Origin of the sequence: Pilimelia anulata (assembly GCF_014647895.1) — a bacterium.
GTDB lineage: Bacteria > Actinomycetota > Actinomycetes > Mycobacteriales > Micromonosporaceae > Pilimelia > Pilimelia anulata.
Window position 1 is genome coordinate 43,318 of record NZ_BMQB01000007.1, and the last position, 20,038, is coordinate 63,355.

At 75.6% G+C, this 20,038-nt stretch carries 18 protein-coding genes and 1 pseudogene; 10 read left to right on the forward strand and 9 right to left on the reverse strand.

Annotation, left to right across the window (positions count from 1 at the left end; genetic code table 11):
* Window positions 1–95 precede the first annotated feature (95 nt).
* The 3 genes and pseudogenes from IEY94_RS16205 to IEY94_RS16215 form a co-directional block, all read left to right on the forward strand.
* Entirely contained in the window at window positions 96–1,064 is a 969-nt protein-coding gene (locus IEY94_RS16205; protein ID WP_189171032.1) for a M64 family metallopeptidase, read from the forward strand.
* Window positions 1,065–1,242: 178 nt separating this feature from the next.
* Window positions 1,243–2,241 carry a LysR family transcriptional regulator gene (locus IEY94_RS16210; protein ID WP_189171033.1) on the forward strand — a complete coding sequence of 333 codons (999 nt, stop codon included), beginning with the start codon at window positions 1,243–1,245 and terminating at the stop codon, window positions 2,239–2,241.
* A gap of 365 nt (window positions 2,242–2,606) precedes the next feature.
* Window positions 2,607–3,782 (forward strand): annotated as a pseudogene (locus IEY94_RS16215) (glycoside hydrolase family 18 protein); the annotation flags it as partial.
* 29 nt (window positions 3,783–3,811) lie between these two features.
* Here the strand turns inward: IEY94_RS16215 and IEY94_RS16220 are convergent.
* On the reverse strand, window positions 3,812–4,486 hold the full coding sequence (locus IEY94_RS16220) for a response regulator (RefSeq protein WP_189171035.1): 675 nt from the start codon (window positions 4,484–4,486) through the stop codon (window positions 3,812–3,814).
* Complete coding sequence (locus IEY94_RS16225) at window positions 4,483–5,658, reverse strand: sensor histidine kinase (protein ID WP_189171036.1); 1,176 nt, start codon at window positions 5,656–5,658, stop codon at window positions 4,483–4,485. The genes IEY94_RS16220 and IEY94_RS16225 overlap by 4 nt, the downstream gene beginning before the upstream one ends.
* Before the next feature lie 231 nt (window positions 5,659–5,889).
* On the opposite strand from IEY94_RS16225, the gene IEY94_RS16230 reads away from it, so the two are divergent.
* The 3 genes from IEY94_RS16230 (at window position 5,890) to IEY94_RS16240 (ending at window position 8,088) form a co-directional block, all read left to right on the forward strand.
* Window positions 5,890–6,639, forward strand: coding sequence for a beta/gamma crystallin family protein (locus IEY94_RS16230; RefSeq protein WP_189171037.1), 750 nt, complete (start codon window positions 5,890–5,892; stop codon window positions 6,637–6,639).
* Between the two features lie 500 nt (window positions 6,640–7,139).
* Window positions 7,140–7,538, forward strand: coding sequence for a hypothetical protein (locus IEY94_RS16235; RefSeq protein WP_189171038.1), 399 nt, complete (start codon window positions 7,140–7,142; stop codon window positions 7,536–7,538).
* Between the two features lie 103 nt (window positions 7,539–7,641).
* On the forward strand, window positions 7,642–8,088 hold the full coding sequence (locus IEY94_RS16240; protein ID WP_189171039.1) for a BP74-related protein: 447 nt from the start codon (window positions 7,642–7,644) through the stop codon (window positions 8,086–8,088).
* A gap of 57 nt (window positions 8,089–8,145) precedes the next feature.
* Here the strand turns inward: IEY94_RS16240 and IEY94_RS16245 are convergent, their stop codons facing one another.
* A complete protein-coding gene (locus IEY94_RS16245) occupies window positions 8,146–10,074 on the reverse strand; it encodes a carboxypeptidase-like regulatory domain-containing protein (protein WP_189171040.1) in 1,929 nt (642 codons plus the stop codon).
* A gap of 113 nt (window positions 10,075–10,187) precedes the next feature.
* The gene (locus IEY94_RS16250; RefSeq protein WP_189171041.1) at window positions 10,188–11,096 is read right to left on the reverse strand and encodes a M20/M25/M40 family metallo-hydrolase; all 909 of its coding nucleotides are present in this window, start codon (window positions 11,094–11,096) and stop codon (window positions 10,188–10,190) included.
* Window positions 11,097–11,298: 202 nt separating this feature from the next.
* On the opposite strand from IEY94_RS16250, the gene IEY94_RS16255 reads away from it, so the two are divergent.
* Entirely contained in the window at window positions 11,299–12,174 is an 876-nt protein-coding gene (locus IEY94_RS16255; protein ID WP_189171042.1) for a serine protease, read from the forward strand.
* Here IEY94_RS16255 and IEY94_RS16260 read toward each other — a convergent pair.
* Both IEY94_RS16260 and glpX read right to left on the reverse strand, forming a co-directional pair.
* Window positions 12,149–13,150 carry a DMT family transporter gene (locus IEY94_RS16260; RefSeq protein ID WP_189171202.1) on the reverse strand — a complete coding sequence of 334 codons (1,002 nt, stop codon included), beginning with the start codon at window positions 13,148–13,150 and terminating at the stop codon, window positions 12,149–12,151. The genes IEY94_RS16255 and IEY94_RS16260 overlap by 26 nt on opposite strands.
* On the reverse strand, window positions 13,147–14,163 hold the full coding sequence (gene glpX, locus IEY94_RS16265; protein WP_189171043.1) for a class II fructose-bisphosphatase: 1,017 nt from the start codon (window positions 14,161–14,163) through the stop codon (window positions 13,147–13,149). Before glpX ends, IEY94_RS16260 begins: the two co-directional genes overlap by 4 nt.
* A 194-nt stretch (window positions 14,164–14,357) precedes the next feature.
* Here glpX and IEY94_RS16270 point away from each other — a divergent pair, with 194 nt between their 5' ends.
* On the forward strand, window positions 14,358–14,927 hold the full coding sequence (locus IEY94_RS16270; protein WP_189171044.1) for a DUF4245 domain-containing protein: 570 nt from the start codon (window positions 14,358–14,360) through the stop codon (window positions 14,925–14,927).
* Between the two features lie 67 nt (window positions 14,928–14,994).
* Complete coding sequence (locus IEY94_RS16275; RefSeq protein WP_189171045.1) at window positions 14,995–15,867, forward strand: dioxygenase family protein; 873 nt, start codon at window positions 14,995–14,997, stop codon at window positions 15,865–15,867.
* 52 nt (window positions 15,868–15,919) lie between these two features.
* Here the strand turns inward: IEY94_RS16275 and IEY94_RS16280 are convergent, their stop codons facing one another.
* Both IEY94_RS16280 and xseA read right to left on the reverse strand, forming a co-directional pair.
* Window positions 15,920–16,123 (reverse strand): exodeoxyribonuclease VII small subunit, encoded by a 204-nt coding sequence (locus tag IEY94_RS16280; RefSeq protein ID WP_189171046.1) that lies wholly within the window; start codon window positions 16,121–16,123, stop codon window positions 15,920–15,922.
* A 106-nt stretch (window positions 16,124–16,229) separates the two neighbouring features.
* Entirely contained in the window at window positions 16,230–17,453 is a 1,224-nt protein-coding gene (xseA, locus tag IEY94_RS16285; protein WP_189171047.1) for an exodeoxyribonuclease VII large subunit, read from the reverse strand.
* A gap of 107 nt (window positions 17,454–17,560) precedes the next feature.
* Here xseA and IEY94_RS16290 point away from each other — a divergent pair, with 107 nt between their 5' ends.
* Entirely contained in the window at window positions 17,561–18,535 is a 975-nt protein-coding gene (locus IEY94_RS16290) for a 4-hydroxy-3-methylbut-2-enyl diphosphate reductase (protein ID WP_189171048.1), read from the forward strand.
* A gap of 93 nt (window positions 18,536–18,628) precedes the next feature.
* On the opposite strand, the gene IEY94_RS16295 is transcribed toward IEY94_RS16290, so the two are convergent.
* Window positions 18,629–19,987 carry a choice-of-anchor B family protein gene (locus IEY94_RS16295; protein ID WP_189171049.1) on the reverse strand — a complete coding sequence of 453 codons (1,359 nt, stop codon included), beginning with the start codon at window positions 19,985–19,987 and terminating at the stop codon, window positions 18,629–18,631.
* Window positions 19,988–20,038 lie beyond the last annotated feature (51 nt).

A 20,038-nucleotide genomic window follows, 5' to 3' on the forward strand; every position in this document is an offset into this window, starting at 1 on the left:
GCGACGCCGGTCGATAGTGAGGGTCCGCCCACCCCGCGATCCGCTCAACCCTCCCCGGCCGCGCGGCCCGCACCCCTCCCGAACGGAGCGTTCACGTGCGCATTCGCCCCACCCCGGTCGCCCTCGCCGCGGCCGTCCTGCTGCTGGTCCAGCCGGCGGCCGCCCCGGCCGCGCCCGCCCCCGGGCCCGCCCCCACCGTCGTCCGCGAGGTGTTCTCCCCGGACGGCACGATCAGCCGGGTCCGGGTCACCCCCGACGCGCGCCGGGCCACCCCGCCGGTCGTCCCGGCCGACGTCATCCCGATCCAGCAGACCGGCCCGTCGGCCTCCCGGTTCGACCTGGTCTTCGTCGGCGACGGCTACACGCAGGCCGAGCTGGAGACGTACCACCAGCACGTCGTCGGGCGGTGGGAGGAGCTGACCGGGATCGAGCCGTACAAGTCGCTGAAGGACTCGTTCAACGTCTGGCAGGTCAACGTCGTCTCGGCCCAGTCCGGCGTCAGCGGCGACCCGACCCAGGGGGTCAAGAAGAACACCGCCCTGGGCATGTACTTCTTCTGCACCGGCATGGAGCGGCTGCTCTGCGTCGACGAGGGCAAGGCCAAGCAGTACGCCGCCGCCGCGCCCCAGGTCGACCAGGTCCTCGCGGTCGCCAACAGCACCAAGTACGGCGGCGCCGGCGGCGGGGTCGCCACCTCCTCGGGCGGCAACGCCCAGTCCGGCGGGATCGTCGCCCACGAACTCGGCCACTCCGTCGGCGGCCTGGCCGACGAGTACGACTACCCGAACGACCGGTACACCGGCGCCGAGCCCAGCGAGGTCAACGTCTCGACGTACCCCAGCGCCACGATGACCCAGAAGAAGGTCAAGTGGCACGCCTACATCGGCAAGGACTCCCCGGACGGCGGCAGGATCGGCACCTTCGAGGGGGCGTACTACTACAAGCGGGGCGCGTACCGGCCCACCGAGAACTCGCTGATGCGCTCGCTCGGCCGCGAGTTCAACCTGATCGGACTCGACGTGATGAAGGCCGCGATCCTGCGCAAGACCAAGCCCACCGACTGACCCCACCGACCGGGCCACCGACCGGGCCGACCCGACCGGGCCGGGGCGGGGTGCACCGGCGGCGATGGGAGAGCGCCGCCGGCGCCCCGCCCCCGCTCCCGCCACGATTCATGCGCGCGGCGAAGCGCACCGCAACGGCCGGTTGAGGGGTGGTGCGCGGCGATCTAGGCTCGGATCGATGGAGCTGGAACTGCGCCACCTGCGGACGGTGTGCGCGATCGCCGAGACCGGCAGCCTGACCAAAGCGGCCGCCGTCATGCGCATGTCCCAGCCCGCCCTGACCGCCCGGCTCCAGCGGCTGGAGGCCGAGCTGGGCGCGAGCCTGTTCGTCCGCAGCGCCCGCGGGATGGTCCCGACCACCGTCGGCGAGTACGTCCTGCTGCGCGCCCGGGCGATCCTGCACGGCGTGGCCGAGCTGCGCGGCGGCGTGGCCCGGCAGTGGGGCGGCGGCGGTACCCCGGTCATCGCGCTCGGCGGCGCGGTCGGCTCGGTGTCGATCGGGCTGGCCGACCGGCTCGGCGCGCACCTGCCGGGCGTCGAGGTCCGGCTGACCATGGAGTACTCGCCGCTGCTGCTCTGGGACCTCGTCGGCGCCGGGCGGTTCGACCTGGTGGTCACCGTCGACTACCCGGGGTACGAGCTGCACGCCACGCCCGCCATGCGGTGCGCGACGATCGTCCGGGAGCCGGTGTTCGTGGCGCTCGCCGCGGGCGACCCGCTGGCCGCGCTGGCCGAGGTGCCGCTGGCGGCGCTCGCCGACCGGGCCTGGGTGATGACGCCGCCGGACGGCGCCGGCTGGCCCGACTGCTTCCTGGCCGCCTGCGAGCAGGCGGGGTTCCGGCCGCGGGTGCCGTACACGACGCCCAGCTCCGACTCGATCCGCACGCTCGTCGCCGGCGGCCGGGCGGTCGCCGCCTGCCAGCCGGTGTACCAGGCGGACGCCGACGTCGCGGTCCGGCCGCTGGCCGGCAACCCGGTCTCGATGCGGCACGTGCTGGTCTGCCCGACGGACGGGCGGCTGGCCGGGGACCTGCCGGCGATGCTGCGGCTGGCCCGGGCGGCGTACTGGGAGCACGTCCGCGAGCACACCGCCTTCCACGACCTGCTCCGCGCGAACGACCACGCGAGCGACCCGGCGGCGGATCCCGCCCAACCCGCCACCGACCCGGCCGCCTGACGCCGCCGCCCGCCCGCGTCCCCGGCTGCCGCCCGGATCCGGCGTTCACAGTTAGCGTCATCCGCGGCAACGGAAATCCGGGGCATGCGCGGCGAAACGGGGATTCGACCCGGCCGGTGGTCCATACCGGTCCGCACCTGGGGCACAAGCAGCTCGGAACGGTCATCACGTCCGCCGAACGGCGGGAACGGCCGCGTGAACGGGCCAACTGTGCACCTTGACATCGAATTATGTGAATACCTATCGTCCCCCCTTGCCCGGGCCCGCTCGTGGGTCCCTCACCGATGGGCTAGAGGAGACACTCAGTGAAGAAATCCCTCCGCCGCATCCTGCTGGCCGGGTCGACGGCCGCGCTCCTGCTCCTGCCGACCGTCGTCCCCGTTACCCCGGCGAGCGCCCATCCGCCGGCCCCCGCGACCCCGAGCGCCGACAAGTGGCTCGTCGGCTACTTCGCCGCCTGGGGGGTGTACGGCCGGAACTACCACGTCAAGAACATCGACACCTCCGGCTCCGCCGCCAAGGTCACGCACATCCTGTACGCGTTCGCCAACACCACCGGCGGCCGCTGCACGATGGGCGACGCGTTCGCCGAGTACGAGAAGGCGTACCAGGCCGACCAGAGCGTCGACGGCGTCGCCGACACCTGGGACCAGCCGCTGCGCGGCTCGTTCAACCAGCTCCGCAAGCTGAAGAAGAAGCACCCGCACATCAAGGTCATCTACTCGGTGGGCGGCTGGACCTGGTCCAACGGCTTCCCGGCCGCGGCGGCGAACCCGGCCGCGTTCGCCGACTCCTGCTACAACCTGGTCGAGGACAAGCGCTGGGCCGACGTGTTCGACGGCATCGACATCGACTGGGAGTACCCCAACGCCTGCGGCCTGGAGTGCGACAAGACCAGCGGGCCCGAGGGGTACGCGAGGGTGCTGACCGCGCTGCGCGGCAAGTTCGGCAAGGACTACCTGATCACCTCCGCGATCACCGCCGACGGCAGCGAGGGCGGCAAGATGGACGCCGCCGACTACGCCAAGGGCATCGCGCAGCTCGACAAGGTGCTGCCGATGACGTATGACTTCTTCGGCGGCTGGGACCCCAAGGGCCCGACCGCGCCGCACTCGCCGATCACCGACTATCCGGGCATCCCGAAACCGGGCTTCTGGTCGGACGCGGCGCTGCAGAAGCTGAAGAAGAAGGGCGTACCGGCGGACAGGATCCTGCTCGGCGTCGGCTTCTACGGCCGCGGCTGGACCGGGGTCACGCAGGCCGAGCCGGGCGGCACCGCGACCGCGGCGGCGGCCGGCACGTACGAGGCGGGGATCGAGGACTACAAGGTCCTCAAGGGCAAGTGCCCGGCGACCGGCACGATCGCCGGCACCGCGTACGCCAAGTGCGGCAACAACTGGTGGAGCTACGACACCCCGGCGACGCTGGGGGCCAAGATGGCGTACGCCAACCAACAGGGCCTCGGCGGCGCGTTCTTCTGGGAGTTCTCCGGCGACACCCCGAACGGCGAGCTGATCAGCGCGCTGAAGAGCAAGCTGTAACCGGCGCGGGCCGCCGCCCCGCCCCCCGCTCAGCCGGGCGGGCCGGGGGCGGCGGCCCCCGGCGGCACCAGCCCGGACCGGTACGCGAACACCACCGCCTGCGTCCGGTCCCGCGCCCCGAGCTTCATCAGCACCCGGCTCACGTGGGTCTTCACCGTGGCCGCGCCGAGCGTCAACCGGGCGGCGATCTCCGCATTGGACAGCCCGGCCGCCATCAGCACCAGCACCTCCCGCTCCCGCTCGGTCAGCCCGGTCGGCACCCCGGCCGGCGGCGCGGCGGGCGCCGCGGCGATCTCCGCGATCACGCCGCGGGCCACCGGCGGGTCCAGCCAGGCGTGGCCGTCGGCGACCGCGCGGATCGCCGCGGCCAGGTCCGTCGGCGCCGCGTCCTTGAGCAGGAAGCCGGCCGCGCCCGCGCGCAGCGCCTCCCGCACCCGCTCGTCGCTGTGGAAGGTGGTCAGCACCAGCACCCGGGCCGGGCCGCCGGCCTCGGTGATCGCCCGGGTGGCGGCGACGCCGTCGAGGATCGGCATCACCACGTCCAGCACGACCACGTCCGGCGCCCGGCTGCGGGTCAGCGCGACGGCCGCGGCGCCGTCGGCGGCCTCGCCGACCACCTCGATGCCCGGCGTCGCGTCGAGCACCATCGCGATGCCCGCCCGGACGAGCGGCTGGTCGTCCGCCAGCACCACCCGGATCGTCACGTGCCCACCCCCGCGGCCACGGGCGCGGCCGCCGCCGGCAGCACCGCGGTCACCGTGAAGCCGTCCGGCCCCGGGCGCGCGGCGAGCGTGCCGCCGACGGTGCGGACGCGCTCGCGCAGCCCGACCAGCCCGAGTCCGCCGGACGCCCCCGTCCGGCCCGATGCCGCCGCGGCCCCCGGCGCGCCGCCGCGGTCGGCGACGGTGACGGTCAGCACCCCCGGCCGCCAGGCCAGCCGGACCCGGACCGCCGTACCCGGCCCGGCGTGCTTCATGCAGTTGGTCAGCGCCTCCTGCACCACCCGGTACGCGGCCAGCCCGACGCTCGGGTCGACCGCGCCGGGCGGCCCGTCGGTATCCGCGGTGACGGCCAGGCCGGCGGCCCGGCACTCGGCGACCAGCCGGTCGATGTCGGCCGGGCCGGGGCTGCCGGCCGGCGGCGCGTCGTCGGCGCCGGCCGAGCGCAGCAGCCGCAGCATCCGGCGCAGCTCCTGCGTCGCCTGCTGGCCGGCCGACCGGATCGCGTCGAGCGCGGCCGCGGTCGGCGGGTCGGCGTCGCCGAGCCGCGCCCGCGCCCCGGCGGCCTGCAGCAGCATCGCGGTGACCGCGTGCGCGACGATGTCGTGCAGCTCGCGGGCGATCCGCAGCCGCTCGGCGCGCAGCGCGCCGGCCGCCGCGTCCCGGTGCGCCGCCGCGGCGGCCGCGGCCCGCGCGTCGGCCTGCCACGCCCGGTGCCCGACGCCCGCGGCGACCGCCAGCAGCAGGGCCTGGAGCAGCGCCGGCGGGCCGACCGCGCCGGGCGCGGCGCCGGCCCGCAGCTCGGCCGCGGCCTGCGCGGCCAGCGGCAGCAGCCCGGCCAGCGCGGCCGCGGCGGCGGCCCGCGGCCGCCAGCGGGCGGCCGCGGCGTGCACCGCGACCACCACCCCGGCGACCGTGGCGTAGCCGGGGAGCAGCAGCGGGGCGGCGGTGGCGTACCCGAGCTGGACGGCCAGGACCGCGCCGGGCCGGGCGTGCCGGGCGGCCAGGGTGAGGAACGCCGCCGGGGCGGCCAGCGCGGCGGCCCAGCGGGCGGACCCGGCCGGCGCCGTCGCCCACCACACCAGCAGGTCCACCGCGGTGCAGGCGGCGATCACCCCGGCGTCGGTCCACCGGTGGCGGCGGGTGTCCCCGGTCATCTCTGCCCCCCTCTCGCTCCTCCACGCTACGAGGCCGCGCCCGGCCGCCTCGTCCGTTCCCGGGATGACCCGGCCATCCGCCCCGGGGCGGACCCCGGCCGCCCGGCCCCGCCCGGCGGCGGACCCCGGATCTCGGCCCCCGCGCGGACGCCGGGAAAGGCGCGAATCGCGATTCTGGAATACGTCCCGCTGATACGGGACACGGCATTCGCCAACCGAGGGGGAAATGGCATGAAGAACATCCGCAGTACGGTCCGCGGCCTCCTGCTCTGCACCACCGGGCTCGCCGTCCTCGCCGTACCGACGGCGGTGGCCGCCGCGCCGCCCGCCACCGGTACGCCGGTCACCGACGGCACCCGGGCCGGCGCCCCGCGCGGCGCCCCGGCAGCCCTGGCCCGGGCGATCGTGCACAAGACCCCGCGGGTCGGGTTCACGGTCGACGGCGTGGCCGGCAAGGGCAGCCAGATCAGCCGGTACGACGGCCGGGCGCTGTACTTCATCGCCCACCCGGCGGCGAACGGCCGCGCGGCGCGCCTGGAGGGCTTCACCAGCCTGCGGGTGTTCAAGGCGAAGACCGCGCGGATCGACGCGGCCGCGCGCAAGCGGTCGGCGAGGGTCGCGTTCGGCGTCCAGCGGGCGGCCGCGACCAGCGGTACGCCGGCCGCCGCGCTGCCGGCGCTGACCACGGACCGGTCGTGGTTCCACGAGCACGGGAACTTCGGGGGCAACCGGTTCGCGGTCCGGGTCGGCACCGCGGTGAACGACCTGACCCGGTTCGACATGAGCTGCGTCCTGTGGTGGTGCACGAGCTGGAACGACCAGCTCTCGTCGGTCGCGGCCAACGGCTGGAACGGGACGTTCCTGTACGAGCACATCTACTACCAGGGCAGCGCGCTGTACCTGCCGCCCGGCTACCTGGCGCCGAACCTCGGCTACTGGGGCTGGAACGACCGGACCTCGTCCATCTGGGTCCGCGCCTAGCGGGTCGGCGGCGGTGGGGCGGGCGCGGGACGCCCGCCCCACCGCCGCGCTTACAACCATGAATCGGACGAATCGACAGGAACGAAAGGTGTCGAGGTACGTCGAATCGACGGCGGGCCGCGCGGCCGCTCACTAGCCTGCTCAGGGACGGCCCGCGACCCGCTCGCGACCCGGGAGACAGCCATGACGACGACGTCGGCACCCCCGCCGCCGGCCGGCGCGCCCGCTGCGGCGGTGGGCGACCTGCTGGTCGAGGCCGGGCCGCTGTCCAGCCAGCAGATGGCCGACGCCATCCGGGCCCGGGTGCGCACCGGCACCCGACCGGAGACGATCCTCATCGCCGGCGGGCTGGTCCGCCGGGCCGACGTGTACAGGACGCTCGCCCGGGCCGGGGCATCCTCTACCTCGACGACCTCGACCACGAGCCGCTCGACCCGGACCTGCTCGACCCGCTGGACCCGGCGCTGCTGGTCAGCGAGGCGTGGTTCCCGGTCCGCCGGATGGGCGCCGACCGGGTGCTGGTGGCCACCGCCGAGCAGCCCACGCCGGAGCTGCTGTCCGCGCGGCCGATCGCGGTGGTGGCCCCGGGCGTACCGGTGGTGGCGCTGGCCGCGACCGCGACGCTCGGCCTGCCGCTGCCGGTCGCCGAGATGACGGTGGCCCTGACGGCGGTGGCGGTGACGATCCTGCCGCCGATCCGGCGCCGCTGGTGGCTCGGCGCGCTGCTGGCGGGCGCTGGTCCAGGCGGGCGTGCCCTGGCCGGTCTGACCGTCCGGTGTGTCCATTCCGCTGTCGGCGTTGCGAATGTCACATCGAATAACCGCTATTGCCGGGACAGCAGGCGTTATTCAACATCATCTATCGCGTTTCCCGCTGCCGTTGTCGCATCGCCACCCTAGGCTCGAATTCGCACCGGGCAATGCGGACCGGCCACTGCCGGGCGGTCCGCGCTGCCATTTTCCGAAGATGCGTCACCGGACTCCGGGAACGGGAGACACCAACGTGAACACCTTCATCGCCCGCACCGCCGCCGTCGCCTCGGCCGCCGCCCTCGGCGTGGCCGGCGCCGCCGCGCCGGCGGCTGCCGCCGCTCAGCCGCAGCTCAGCTACATCGCCACCATCCGGGTGGACGGGGGCGGCGGCAGCCAGTACTTCAAGGCCCGCCTGATCCAGCCCGACGACGTCCAGGCGGCGACCGACAACCTCAACGGCAGCAGCATCAAGCACATCAACGGCCGCGTGGTCCGCACCGGCCCGGACATCAACACCGGCTACACCTGGCACCTCGACCCGTACGACGTGGCGTTCGTGGACATCTCCGCCGAGGTGTGCGACGGCCTGCCGAGCTACGTCGCCGGCGACCCGGCCAGCTACACCCGGTACTGCCCGTGGCACACCAAGGTGACCGACCTGCTCGCCACGTACAGCCCGTACAAGCCGAAGGGCTGAGCGCGCGGCGGCGGCGCGGACTCCGGTCCGCGCCGCCGCCGGGGTGGGGATTCGGGCTCAGCTCCGCTGGTTGTCGCCCGCGCAGCGGACGTCGACGTTCTCGGTCGCCTTCCCCTCGGTCACCGGTACCGCCGTGGCGGCGCCGGCGTCCGTCGCGGCCGGGTACCAGCAGCGGTTCCCCGCGACGACCTTGAGCTGCTGCCCACCCGTGGCCCGGATCGTGTACCGGCCGTCGGCGTCCAGTTCGTCCACCCGCTCCGCCGCCAGGTCGCCGGTGCGCGCGCTGTACGCCCGCACCATCACCCCGGCCGCGGTGTAGCCGGGCGTGCCGCGGACCGTGCCGCCGCCGGTCAGCGTCGCGTCCTGCCCGACCACCCCGCCCAGCGGCACCCGGCGGTACGCCGCGGCGAACCGGTCCGGCTGCCCGCCGGACCACTGCCACGCGTACGGCGCCGGCGCGGTGAACAGCACCGGCCAGGCGAACGGGCCCAGCCCCTCGATGCCGTACCGGCCCTCCTCGTCGGTGCACTGGCGCTCGCGCGGCCCGCTGCCGAAGAACGACCGCTCGATCGCGAACGGGAACGCGCACACCGGCCGGACCACCTCGCCGCCGGCGCCGAGCACCGTGCCCTCGATCGCCCCGGACCGGGTGATGCTGATGGTCGGCGCGGTCAGCCACGCGTCCGGGCGGACGGTCAGTGCGGCCGCCCCGCGCCGGTCGCCGGTACCGGCGCTCCGGCCGACCCACTGCAGGCCGTGGTCGGGGCAGTCGTCGTCGTCGCAGATCCCGGCGCCGGCGAGCAGGTGGACGGTCGCGCCCGCGGGGTACGGGCCGAGGGTCAGCGTGCCGTTCCCGTCGGTGCACGGCCCGTCCACGCCGACGCCGCGCGCCCCGAACCGCACCCCCCGCCCGACCCCGGCGGGCCGCTCGCCGGCACCGTTCGCGGCGCGGTCGCCGGCACGCGCGGTGCGGTCGGCGGGTTGCAGGGGGGCGGTGTAGGGCGGGTTCTCGCCGGGGCGCAGCGCCAGCACGCAGACGCCCGCCGCCGGGCGCCGGGTGCCCGCCTGCACGGCGTTGACCACGATCGCGCCGACCCGGTCCAGCGGGACCCGGCGGTCGGCCCGCTTGCCCGGCCGGACGTCGATGGTCAGCTCCGGGCCGCGGTGCCCGACGCCGCCCTCCACCGCGAACGCCCGCGGCCCGCCCGACGGCGCCCGGTCCAGGGTGGCCACGCCGCGGGCGTCGGCGCAGGCGCGCAGCGCCCCGACGGACAGGCACGCGTCGGGTACCGCGGCGCCGGTCGCCCGGTCGACGAACGTGGCCCGGACGCTGCCGCGGTCGAGGAACCGCTCGTCCAGGGTCAGCGCGCCGCCGGCGGCGACCCGGTACGCCCGGGCGTCGGCGAGCCGGGACCGGCCCGGCCGGTACTGGTGCTCGAACTCCGGCGTCCAGGCCGACATCCGGTACGCGCCGGGGCGCACCCGCAGCGCGTACCGGCCGTCCTCGCCCGCGTCGGTCGCGATGGCGGTGCCGTTCTCGGTGTACACGCTCACCCCCGCCGCGGCGGGGGCGCCGTCGGGGTCGGTGACCCGGCCGGCGATCGTCGCGAAGCCGGGTACCAGGGCCAGGTCGGCGACGGCCCGGCCGCCGGTGCCGACGGTCAGGGTGGCGCGGTCGCCGGCGGTGCCGGACGGGCCGTGCCACTGCTCGGGCAGCCCGGTGCCGTCGGCGCGCAGCGCGTACTGGCCGGGCGGGACGCGCAGGGTGTACCGGCCGTCGGCGCCGACGCAGGTACGGGCGGCGGGGGTGGTGTCGTCGGTCCAGCGTGGCAGGGCGGCGGCGCACGCGCCGGCCGCGGGCCGCCCGGTCGCGGCGAGGGTGAGGACGCCGGTCAGCGTGCCGGTCGCGGGCCCGGCGGTCGCGGGCGCCGTGGCCGCCACCGCGGCCGGTACGGCCACCAGCGCGGTCAGCAGGAGTCGTCGCATGTGGTCCCCTCCGAGGAAGCGGCTGGGGACCAACGTAGAACGGCGGGCTATCAGCGGGCTATCACGACATCGATGGGCGACGAGGTCTGTGCCTCGTCGCCCATCGGCCGCGGTCACTGGCGGGCGCCGGCCAGCTTCCACATCACGGTGGCGACCGCGTTGGCCGCGATGCCGATCGTCTTGCCGTCGACGTTGGTGAAGCTGTCGCACGCCTTGTGGTAGCACGGGTCCAGGTTGTTCATGTCGGCGTCCGAGCCGATGCCGGTCACCGGGATGCCCAGGCGGGCGAACGAGGCGTGGTCGGAGCGGCCGGCCGGGTCGATGGTCGCCGTCGGGATGCCGCGCTTGGAGAAGTAGTCCTTGAAGTGCTGGTTCAGCGCGGGGCCCTCCTTGTAGATGCCCCACTTCTTGGTGTTCTTCATGCCGACCATGTCGAAGTTCAGGTACGCCTCGACCTTGCTCTTCTCGGCGCCGAGGCTGTTCGCGTAGTACTTCGAGCCCTGCAGGCCGATCTCCTCGGCGCCCCAGAAGCCGAACCGCATCCGCTTGTCGGCCTGGACCTTGCCGCGGGCGACGGTCAGCGCGTTCTCCAGCACCGCCGCGACGCCCGAGCCGTCGTCGTTGATGCCGGGCCCGGCCGGGACGGAGTCGGAGTGCGCGCCGACCATGACGATCTTGTCGCCGGTGCCCCAGTCGGCGATGACGTTCCAGCTCTGCGAGCCGTTCGCCGTGAAGGGCTGGACCGTCACCTTGAAGCCGGCGCCCTCCAGCGTCCGCTGGATGTAGTCGACCGTGGCCTTGAAGCCGGGGCGGCCGTGCGAGCGGGTGCCGCCGTTGGACTCGGCGATCTGCTGGAGCTGCCGCAGGTGGGCGAGGGGGGCGTCGTCGGAGATGACGGGCGGGTCGGCGGCGCGGGGGGCCGGCGCGGGCCCGGCGGGCGTGGCCGCCCAGGCCGAGGTGACCGTCAGGACCGCGCAGGCGGCGGCCGCGAGGCCGGCGGGTGCGAGCGTACGGAGCCGCATGGGTTTCCTCCGGGGGGAAGGGGGAGGTGGGGGCGCGGGCGGCGTGATATTGCCCACGGTGCATGCGTACGCTAACCCGACCCCCCGCCCGAGGCAAAGACCGCAGTCGATGTGATGACCGTTCCTATGGATTGCCGGGGTCGGTGGGTGGTGTTCGGCGGAATGGGATTCGCCGGCGCGAGCGGGCTCTTAATATTCGCGCATGCCGACAAAACGGTCGATCGTCGCGGTCATCGCGTGGGCCTGCCTCCTGCCGCCGGCCGCCCCCGCGGCGGCCGCCCCGGCCCCGGTATCGGCGCCGGCTCCGGGCCCGGCCCCGGGTGTGGCGCCGGGCGTGCGCGCGGCTGCGGCGCCGGGAGCGACAGGGGAGGTGCCGGCCGCGGGCGGGCTGCCGCGGGTCGTCGGTGGCGGGGCGGCGGCGCCGGGGGCGTACCCGTGGATGGTCTGGCTCTCGGTCGGCTGCGGCGGGACGCTGATCACCCCGCGGCACGTCCTCACCGCCGGGCACTGCGTCGGGGCCTCGCCGCGGCTCGCCGCGATCACCGTCCGGGCCGGGGCCACCGACCTCGACCGGCCGGGGCTGCGGGCGCGCAGCGTCGCGGTGTACCGGTCGCCGCGGTACGTCGCCGCCACCGCCGGCGAGGACTGGGCGGTGCTGCGGCTGGACCGGGCCCTGCCGCTGCCGCCCCTGCGGCTCGCCGCGGCGCCGGTCACCCCGCGCGAGCCGCTGCTCGTCCTCGGCTGGGGCGCGGTGCGCGAGGACGGGCCGGCGCAGCGGGTGCTCCGCCGGGCATGGGTGCCGTTCGTCCCGGACCGGGCGTGCCGGCGGGCGTACGACCCGCTCGGGTACCGCGTGCTGCGCGCCGAGATGATCTGCGCCGGCGATGTCCGCCGCGGCGGCGTGGACGCCTGCCAGGGCGACTCCGGCGGGCCGCTGGCGTACCGGGCCGGCGGGAGGTGGACCCAGCTCGGCATCGTGAGCTGGGGCAACGGCTGCGGCCGCCCGGACTACCCCGGCGTGTACGCCGAGGTGCCCGCCTTCCACCGAGTGATCATGGCGGCGACCCGGCGGACCTGAGCCCCCGGCCGGCGGCCACCAGCGTGCCGGCGAGCGCGAGCGCGGCCGCGGCGTACGTCCCCGCGCCCGGCGGCCCGGCCGCGCCCGGCGCGGCCAGGTCGAGCAGGACCGCCCCGACGAGCTGCCCGGCGATCGTGGCCAGGGCGAGCAGCAGCACGCCGGTGTGCCGGACGGTCGCCGCCGCGATCAGGATGAACGTGACGCCGAGCGGCCCGCCCAGGTACAGCCACGGCGCTGCCGGCAGCGCCCCCGGCGCCCCGCCCGCGGCGAGGTCGACGGCGAGCAGGAGCAGCAGGGCGGCGGTACCGACGGCGAAGTTCAGCAGCGTCGCCGGCCAGGCGCCGCCCGCGACCTGCCGGACCCGCCCGTTCACCGCCGCCTGCACGCCCACGCCCAGCCCGGCGAGCGCCGGCAGCAGGGCGAGCCACACCGGTACGCCCGGCGGCGGCCGGCCCCCGGCCAGCGCGACCGCGCCGACGGTCAGCGCCGCGCCCGCGAGCCGGGCGCCGCTGACCGGCTGCCGGCCGTGCGGGCCGAGCCCGAACCGGTCGGCGAGCAGCCCGCTGACCGCCTGCCCGGCGACGACGGCGACGGTGAACACGGCGACGCCGAGGACCGCGGCGGTCAGGCTCTGGCTGGCCACGAACGCCGCCCCGCCGAGCCCGCCGAGACACTCCCACCAGCGCAGCCGCCCGGCCCGCTCACCGGTGCCCCGGCCCGCGGCGGCCGTCGGGCGCACCGCCGCGTGGACGGCGGCGGCCAGCCGTCGGGCCCCGCGCCGCCCCGCCGGCACCGCCGCCGTGGCCGTACCGACCAGCAGCAGCCCGACGCCGAAGCTCACCGCCGCGGCCGCCACCCCGTCGCCCAGCCGGGCGCCGAGCGCGCCGTTGACCCGCGCCTGCGCGGCCGAGCCCACGCCCGCCAGCGCCGCCAGGGCCAGCCCCGCGGCGCGCCGGCGGGCGGGGCCGGGGCTCAGTCGCCCGCCCGCCCGTCGAAGTCGATCGCCGAGTACTGGCGCAGCTTCTCCAGCCGGTGGTATGAGTCGATCACCCGGATCGTCCCGCTCTTGGACCGCATGACGATCGACTGGGTGTACGCCCCGCCGGACCGGTACCGCACCCCCTTGAGCAGGTCGCCCGAGGTCACGCCGGTGGCGACGAAGAACATGTTGTCCCCGCGGACCAGGTCGTCGGTGGTCAGCACCCGGTCCAGGTCGTGCCCGGCGGCGATGGCCTTCTCCCGCTCCTCGGCGTCCCGCGGCCACAGCCGGCCCTGGATCGCCCCGCCCATGCACTTGAGCGCGACGGCGGCGACGATGCCCTCCGGGGTGCCGCCGATGCCGACCAGCAGGTCCACCTCCGAGGACTCGCGGGCCGCGCTGATCGCCCCGGCGATGTCGCCGTCGGAGATGAACCGGATCCGGGCGCCGGCGTCGCGCACCTCCTTGACCAGCTCGCTGTGCCGGGACCGGTCCAGCAGGCAGACGGTCACGTCCGAGACGCCGGTGTTCTTGACCTTGGCGACGCGGCGGATGTTCTCGGTGATGCCGGCGTCCAGGTCGATCACGTCGGCGCAGTCGGGGCCGACGGCGAGCTTCTCCATGTAGAAGACGGCGCTCGGGTCGTACATCGCGCCCCGCTCGGCCACCGCGAGCACCGCGAGGGCGTTCGGCATGCCCTTGCTCATCAGCGTGGTGCCGTCGATCGGGTCGACGGCGACGTCCACCTCGGGGCCGGTGCCGTCGCCGACGCGCTCGCCGTTGTACAGCATCGGGGCGTTGTCCTTCTCGCCCTCGCCGATCACCACGACGCCGGTCATCGGGATCGAGTTGATCAGCTTCCGCATGGCGTCGACCGCCGCGCCGTCGCCGCCCTCCTTGTCCCCCCGGCCGACCCACCGGCCGGCGGCCATGGCGGCTGCCTCGGTGACCCGGACCAGGTCCAGGGCCAGGTTCCGGTCGAGCTCCTGGGGCGTGCGGGTGCTGGTCATGCGGCTCCTCCTCGCGGTGGCGGGGCGGTCGCCGGCCGCGGCCGGCCGGCGGTACGTGCCCCGGCCGGGCGCTGCTGCCGCAGGGCGGCCCGCACCGGCCGGGATCACCGGCCGTGAATGCGACCGGCCCTCGAATCCTGCCAGGTCCGAGCCCCGGCTGGCCGGGCGGGGCGCCGATCGGCGAGGATGGGCCCGTGCCGTCCGAACCCGCTCCGCCGCCCGCCGCGCCCCCGCCCGCGGGCGCCCGCCCCGCCGCCGCGCCGGCCGGCCGGCGGCCGCGGGACATGGTGCTGTCGCTGGTCGCGCTGATCGTGCCGCTGGCGGTCCTGGGCGGGATCTACAAGTACGTACAGCGCGGCGACGAGCCCCGGGTCGCCGACGTGGCGCCGGTGCTGGACGAGGCCCGCCGCGCCGGCGACTTCCCGGTGGCGGCGCCCGGCGACCTGCCGGGCTGGCGCCCGGCGAGCGCGACGTACGCCGCGGGGGACGGGCGGGCGGTGCTGCGGATCGGGTACGAGGCCCCGTCCGGCGCCGGCCTGCAACTCGTGGAGAGCGACCGCCCCGCCGACGCTCTGCTGGCCGACGAGCTGGGCCCGACCCGCCCGGCCGGCGCGGTCGCGGTCGCCGGCCGGGACTGGCAGCGGTACCCCGGCCGGCCGGGGGAGGAGGCGCTGGTCCTGCTGGCGCCGGAGCGCACGGTCCTGGTCCTGGGCCCGGCCGGCGCCCCCGAGCTGGCCACGCTGGCGGGCAAAGTAGTCCTCTAAGCAAATATTGCTAGCGCAACTATCGCGCGGTACGCTGGACCCCGACCACCTACCGGGGAGGCCCGCCATGACCGTCGCCCACGCGCCCGGCGCCGCCTACGACGCGTACCTGCGCACCGCCGCGCCCGCCAGCGCCGCCCAGCCCGCCTGGACGCCGGCCGACGGCCCGCTGCCCGCGCTGTACCTCAGCCACGGCGCGCCGCCGCTGTTCGACGACCCGGTCTTCCTGCGCGAGCTGGGCGACTGGGCGCTGACCATGCCGAAGCCGCGGGCGATCCTCATCGTCTCGGCGCACTGGGAGCACGCGCCGCTGGGCCTGTCCAGCGCCGCCGCGGCGCCGACCCCGGTGTACGACTTCGGCGGGTTCGCCCGGCGCTTCTTCGAGATGCGCTACGACACCCCCGACGCGCACGCGCTCGCCGCCCGGATCGCCGCCGTCCTGCCCGACACCACCGACCTGCACGAGCACCGCAGCCGCGGCCTCGACCACGGCGCGTGGGTGCCGCTGAAGGTCATGTACCCGCACGCCGACGTACCCACCCTGCAGCTCAGCCTGCCGACGAGCGACCCGACGGCGCTGCTCGCCCTCGGCGCCCGGCTGCGCCCGCTGCGGGACGAGGGCGTCCTGGTCATCGGCTCGGGGTTCATGACCCACGGGCTGCCGTACGTCACCAGGGAGATGGTCACCGACAACCGCCCGCCGGGCTGGTCGGCCGACTTCGACGCCTGGGCGGCGGACGCGCTGGCCCGCGGGGACGTCGACGAGCTGGCGGCGTACGCGGACCGGGCGCCGGGGATGCCGTACGCCCACCCGACGGTCGAGCACTACCTGCCGCTGTTCGTCACGCTCGGCGCGGCGACCGACCCGACGGCACCGGTGACGACGGCGGTGCAGGGGTACATGATGGGCCTCTCGAAGCGCTCCTTCGCCATCGCCTGACCCTGACTCGGCCGCGGCCCCGACCCGGCCGCCGCCGGCTGGCGGCCCGCGGCTAGTCGGCGGCGCGGGCCGCGCGGGCGGCGTCGAGGCGCTCGCGGGCCCCGTCCAGCCAGCCCTGGCAGATGTCGGCGAGCCGCTCGCCGCGCTCCCACAGCGCCAGCGACTCCTCCAACGTCCCCCCGCCGGCCTCCAACTGCTCGACCACGCGCCCCAACTCGGCCCGCGCCTGCTCGTAACTCAACCCCTCGTCACCCACGCGCGCACCCTACCGCCCCGCCACGGGGACGGACCCCGCCGCGACCGGGTGCATTCCCGGTCGCCGGGGCAGCCGCGAATGCACCCACTCCCGACCCCGGCGGCGGTCAGTTCCGCGGGAGGCGGGCGGTGGCCGCAAGGGTGTCGGTGGCCAGGCGGAGGCGGAGGTCGTCGCCGTCGGCGACGTCCGCGGCCGCGCGGACCACGTGGCCGTCCGCGCGCTGGACGATCGCGTACCCGCGGGACAGCGTCGCCCGCGGCGACAGCGCGCGCAGCCGGGCCAGCGTGTGCGCCAGCCCGTCGGCGGCCCGCAGCACCCCGTGGTCCAGCACCCGGCCGGCCCGGTCGCGCAGCGCCGCCACCTCGCCGGCGGCCCGGTCCAGCGCCCGCTCCGGGTGCGCCAGCACCGGCCGGGACCGCCAGGCCGCGATCCGCTGCGCCTCCCGGTCCAGCAGGTGCCCGACCGCCCGGTCGAGCCGGTCCCGGGCGCCGCCGATCAGCCGTACCTCGTCGGCCAGGTCCGGCACCACCCGCTTGGCCGCGTCGGTCGGGGTGGACGCCCGGACGTCGGCCACCCAGTCCAGCAGCGGCGTGTCCGTCTCGTGGCCGATCGCGCTGATCACCGGCGTCCGGCAGGCGAACACCGCCCGGCACAGCGCCTCGTCGGAGAACGGCAGCAGGTCCTCGGTGGAGCCGCCGCCGCGGGCGATGATGATCACCTCGACCGCCTCGTCGGCGTCCAGCACCCGCAGCGCGTCGATCACCTGCTGCGCCGCGCCGGTGCCCTGGACGGCGACGTTCACCGTCCGGAAGTCGACCGCCGGCCAGCGGCGGGCGGCGTTGGTCAGCACGTCCCGCTCGGCGGCGCTGGCCCGCCCGGTGATCAGCCCGACCCGGCCGGGCAGGAACGGCGGGCGCCGCTTGCGCTCGCGGGCGAACAGCCCCTCGGCGGCCAGCAGCGTGCGCAGCTTCTCGATCCGGGCCAGCAGCTCACCGATGCCGACCTGGCGGATCTCGTCGGCGCGCAGGTTCAGCGTCCCGCGGGCCGGGTAGAACTCGGGCCGCGCCCGGACCACCACCCGGGCGCCGTCGGCCAGGCCGGGCGCGCCGCGGTCGAGGACGTCGCGGTGGGCGGTCACGGTCAGGCTCAGGTCGGCGGACGGGTCGCGCAGCGTCAGGAACACCGTCTGCGCGCCGGGCCGCCGCCCGAGCTGCGCCACCTGCCCGTCGATCCAGACCCAGCCCAGCCTGGCCACCCAGGCGCCGATCTTCTGGCTCACCACCCGGACCGGCCAGGGCTCCTCGGACGTACTGCGTGCGACCTCCACCACGCGCCCACCCTAGCCCCGCCCGATTTCCGGTACCGCGCCCGATTCCGCCCGTCAGCCCCCTGATCAGGCAATCGGCCGCGGCGGCGCGGGGCACGTACCATGGCGGCGTGAGCGAGGGGCAGCGGAGCAAGCGGGTGTTGTTGGCACAGCCGCGGGGTTACTGCGCGGGTGTGGACCGGGCGGTGCAGACCGTCGAGGAGGCCCTGAAGCTGTACGGCGCGCCGATCTACGTCCGCAAGGAGATCGTGCACAACAAGCACGTCGTCCGCACGCTGGAGGAGCGCGGCGCGATCTTCGTGGAGGAGAACGAGGAGGTGCCCGAGGGCGCCACCGTGATCTTCTCCGCGCACGGCGTGGCCCCCGAGGTGCACGAGCAGGCCCGGGACCGCTCGCTGAAGGCGATCGACGCCACCTGCCCGCTGGTCACCAAGGTGCACCAGGAGGCCCGCCGGTACGCCGCCGAGGACTACGACATCCTGCTCATCGGCCACGAGGGCCACGAGGAGGTCGTCGGCACCGCCGGCGAGGCGCCCCGGCACATCCAGCTCGTCGACGGGCCGGACGACGTCGACAAGGTCGCCGTCCGCGACCCGGCCAAGGTCGTCTGGCTGTCCCAGACCACGCTGTCGGTGGACGAGACGATGGCCACCGTCGACCGGCTCAAGCGCCGGCTGCCGCTGCTCCAGTCCCCGCCCAGCGACGACATCTGCTATGCCACCCAGAACCGCCAGCTCGCGGTCCGGGAGATCGCGCCGGAGTGCGACGTGGTGCTGGTGGTCGGGTCGCGCAACTCGTCCAACTCGGTCCGGCTCACCGAGGTGGCGCTCGACTACGGGGCGCGGGCGTCGTACCTGATCGACTTCGCGCACGAGATCGACGAGGCGTGGCTGGCCGGCGCGACGACGGTCGGCCTGACCTCGGGCGCGAGCGTCCCGGAGGAGCTGGTGCAGGACGTGCTGGCGTACCTGGCCGCGCGCGGGTTCGGCACGGTGGACACGGTGCACACGGCCGAGGAGCGGCTGACGTTCGCCCTGCCGCCGGAGCTGCGCCGGGACATGCGCGCCGCCGGCCGCACCGCCTGACCGCTCCCGCCGCCGCACCGACACTGTCCGGTCCGGATGTGCGCCGGCCGCGGCCGGCGTGGTGCCGCGGCCGGGCTGCCCGGCTGTGGGGCGTCAGGTCGCCGGGACGGGGTGGATCGCCGCCGGCCCCGCCGAGCCCGGCGTGACCGCCGCGGCGCCGGTGGCCCGGACCAGGAACAGGCCGACGCCCATGCTGGAGACCGCGATCACGTTGTTCTTCAGGTACGGCGCCGCGAAGATCACGCTCTCGAACCCGCTGGCGTTGGTCCTCGGCGCGACGTCCAGGTAGCCCAGCTCCTCGGCCCTGGCGCCGGCCGCGCCGGCGGTGGAGAGGATGCGCAGGCCGCCGTTGTACGACGCCTGGATGTGCCGGTCGCCGACGGTGTACCCGTTGTGCGGGGTGAACTCGCCCCGGCTGGTCCTGTCGATCCCGACCAGGCGCGGCGCGTCCAGCTTTTGGATGTCCCAGATGTACGTGCGGCTGCCGCCGGCGTTGCTGACCAGCTCGTCGTTCATGTGCAGGTACTTGCCGTCGCCGGTCGGGAAGCCCTGGTGCGGGAAGTTGGCCTCGGGGTACGTGGCCCCGCCGAGCACCTTCGGGCTCGCCTTGTCGGTGATGTCGATGATCTCGAACCGCTTGCCGAAACCGGTGAAGTTGTACGCGATCTGCCGGCCGTGGTACCGGCTGTCCGGCCCGCGGTAGTCGTTGTCGAGCGCGATCTCGTGCGAGTACGTCGTCGTCCCGGCGCAGCCGACCTGCTTCGGCGCGAGCGGGCTGGCCAGGCTGACCACGGCGACCCGCTTGCCGCACAGCTCGCCGCCGGACAGGTACATCGTCGCGGTCTTCTCGTCGATCCAGATCGTGTGCACCTTGCTGAAGCCCTGGCTCCACACGACGTCGTGCTTGAACGTCTGCGGCGCGGTCACCCCGCGCAGCCGGGTCAGGTCGAAGATCTGGATGCCGTTGCCGGTGCTGACGTCCTTGCCGACGTAGGCGAGATTCCGGTACACCCGCACGTCGCACCAGATCGACGCCTGCGCGTTCGCCGGCAGGTTGCCGAGGTAGACCGGCTTGAGCGGGTCGTCGACGTTGACGAAGGAGACGCCGTTGTCCCGGCAGAAGACGACGTACTGCTTCTTCGTCTCCGGGTCGGTCCACGGCCAGACGGGCCCGGCGCTGCTGCCGCCGCCGAGCTGGCTCTGCGGGGTGAAGCTGAGCAGTTCCACGTTCTTGCAGAGGTAGTCCCGGATCCTGCCGTTGCTGCACTGCTCGGCCCGGCCGGTGATCGGGCCGGCGTTCTGCCAGGCCGGGATGTAGGCGCGGACGGCCTGCGCGCGGTTCGCGTCGACCGCGGCGGGGCTGAGGTCGCAGGCGAGCGCGGGCCCGGCGGCCGCGGCGGCGAGGGCGGTCGCGGCGAGGACGGTGACGAGGCGGTTCCCGGCGCGGCGCATGGCGTCTCCCTTCGTCCGATACGCCGGTGACCGTAGCGTTCACAGTGATGA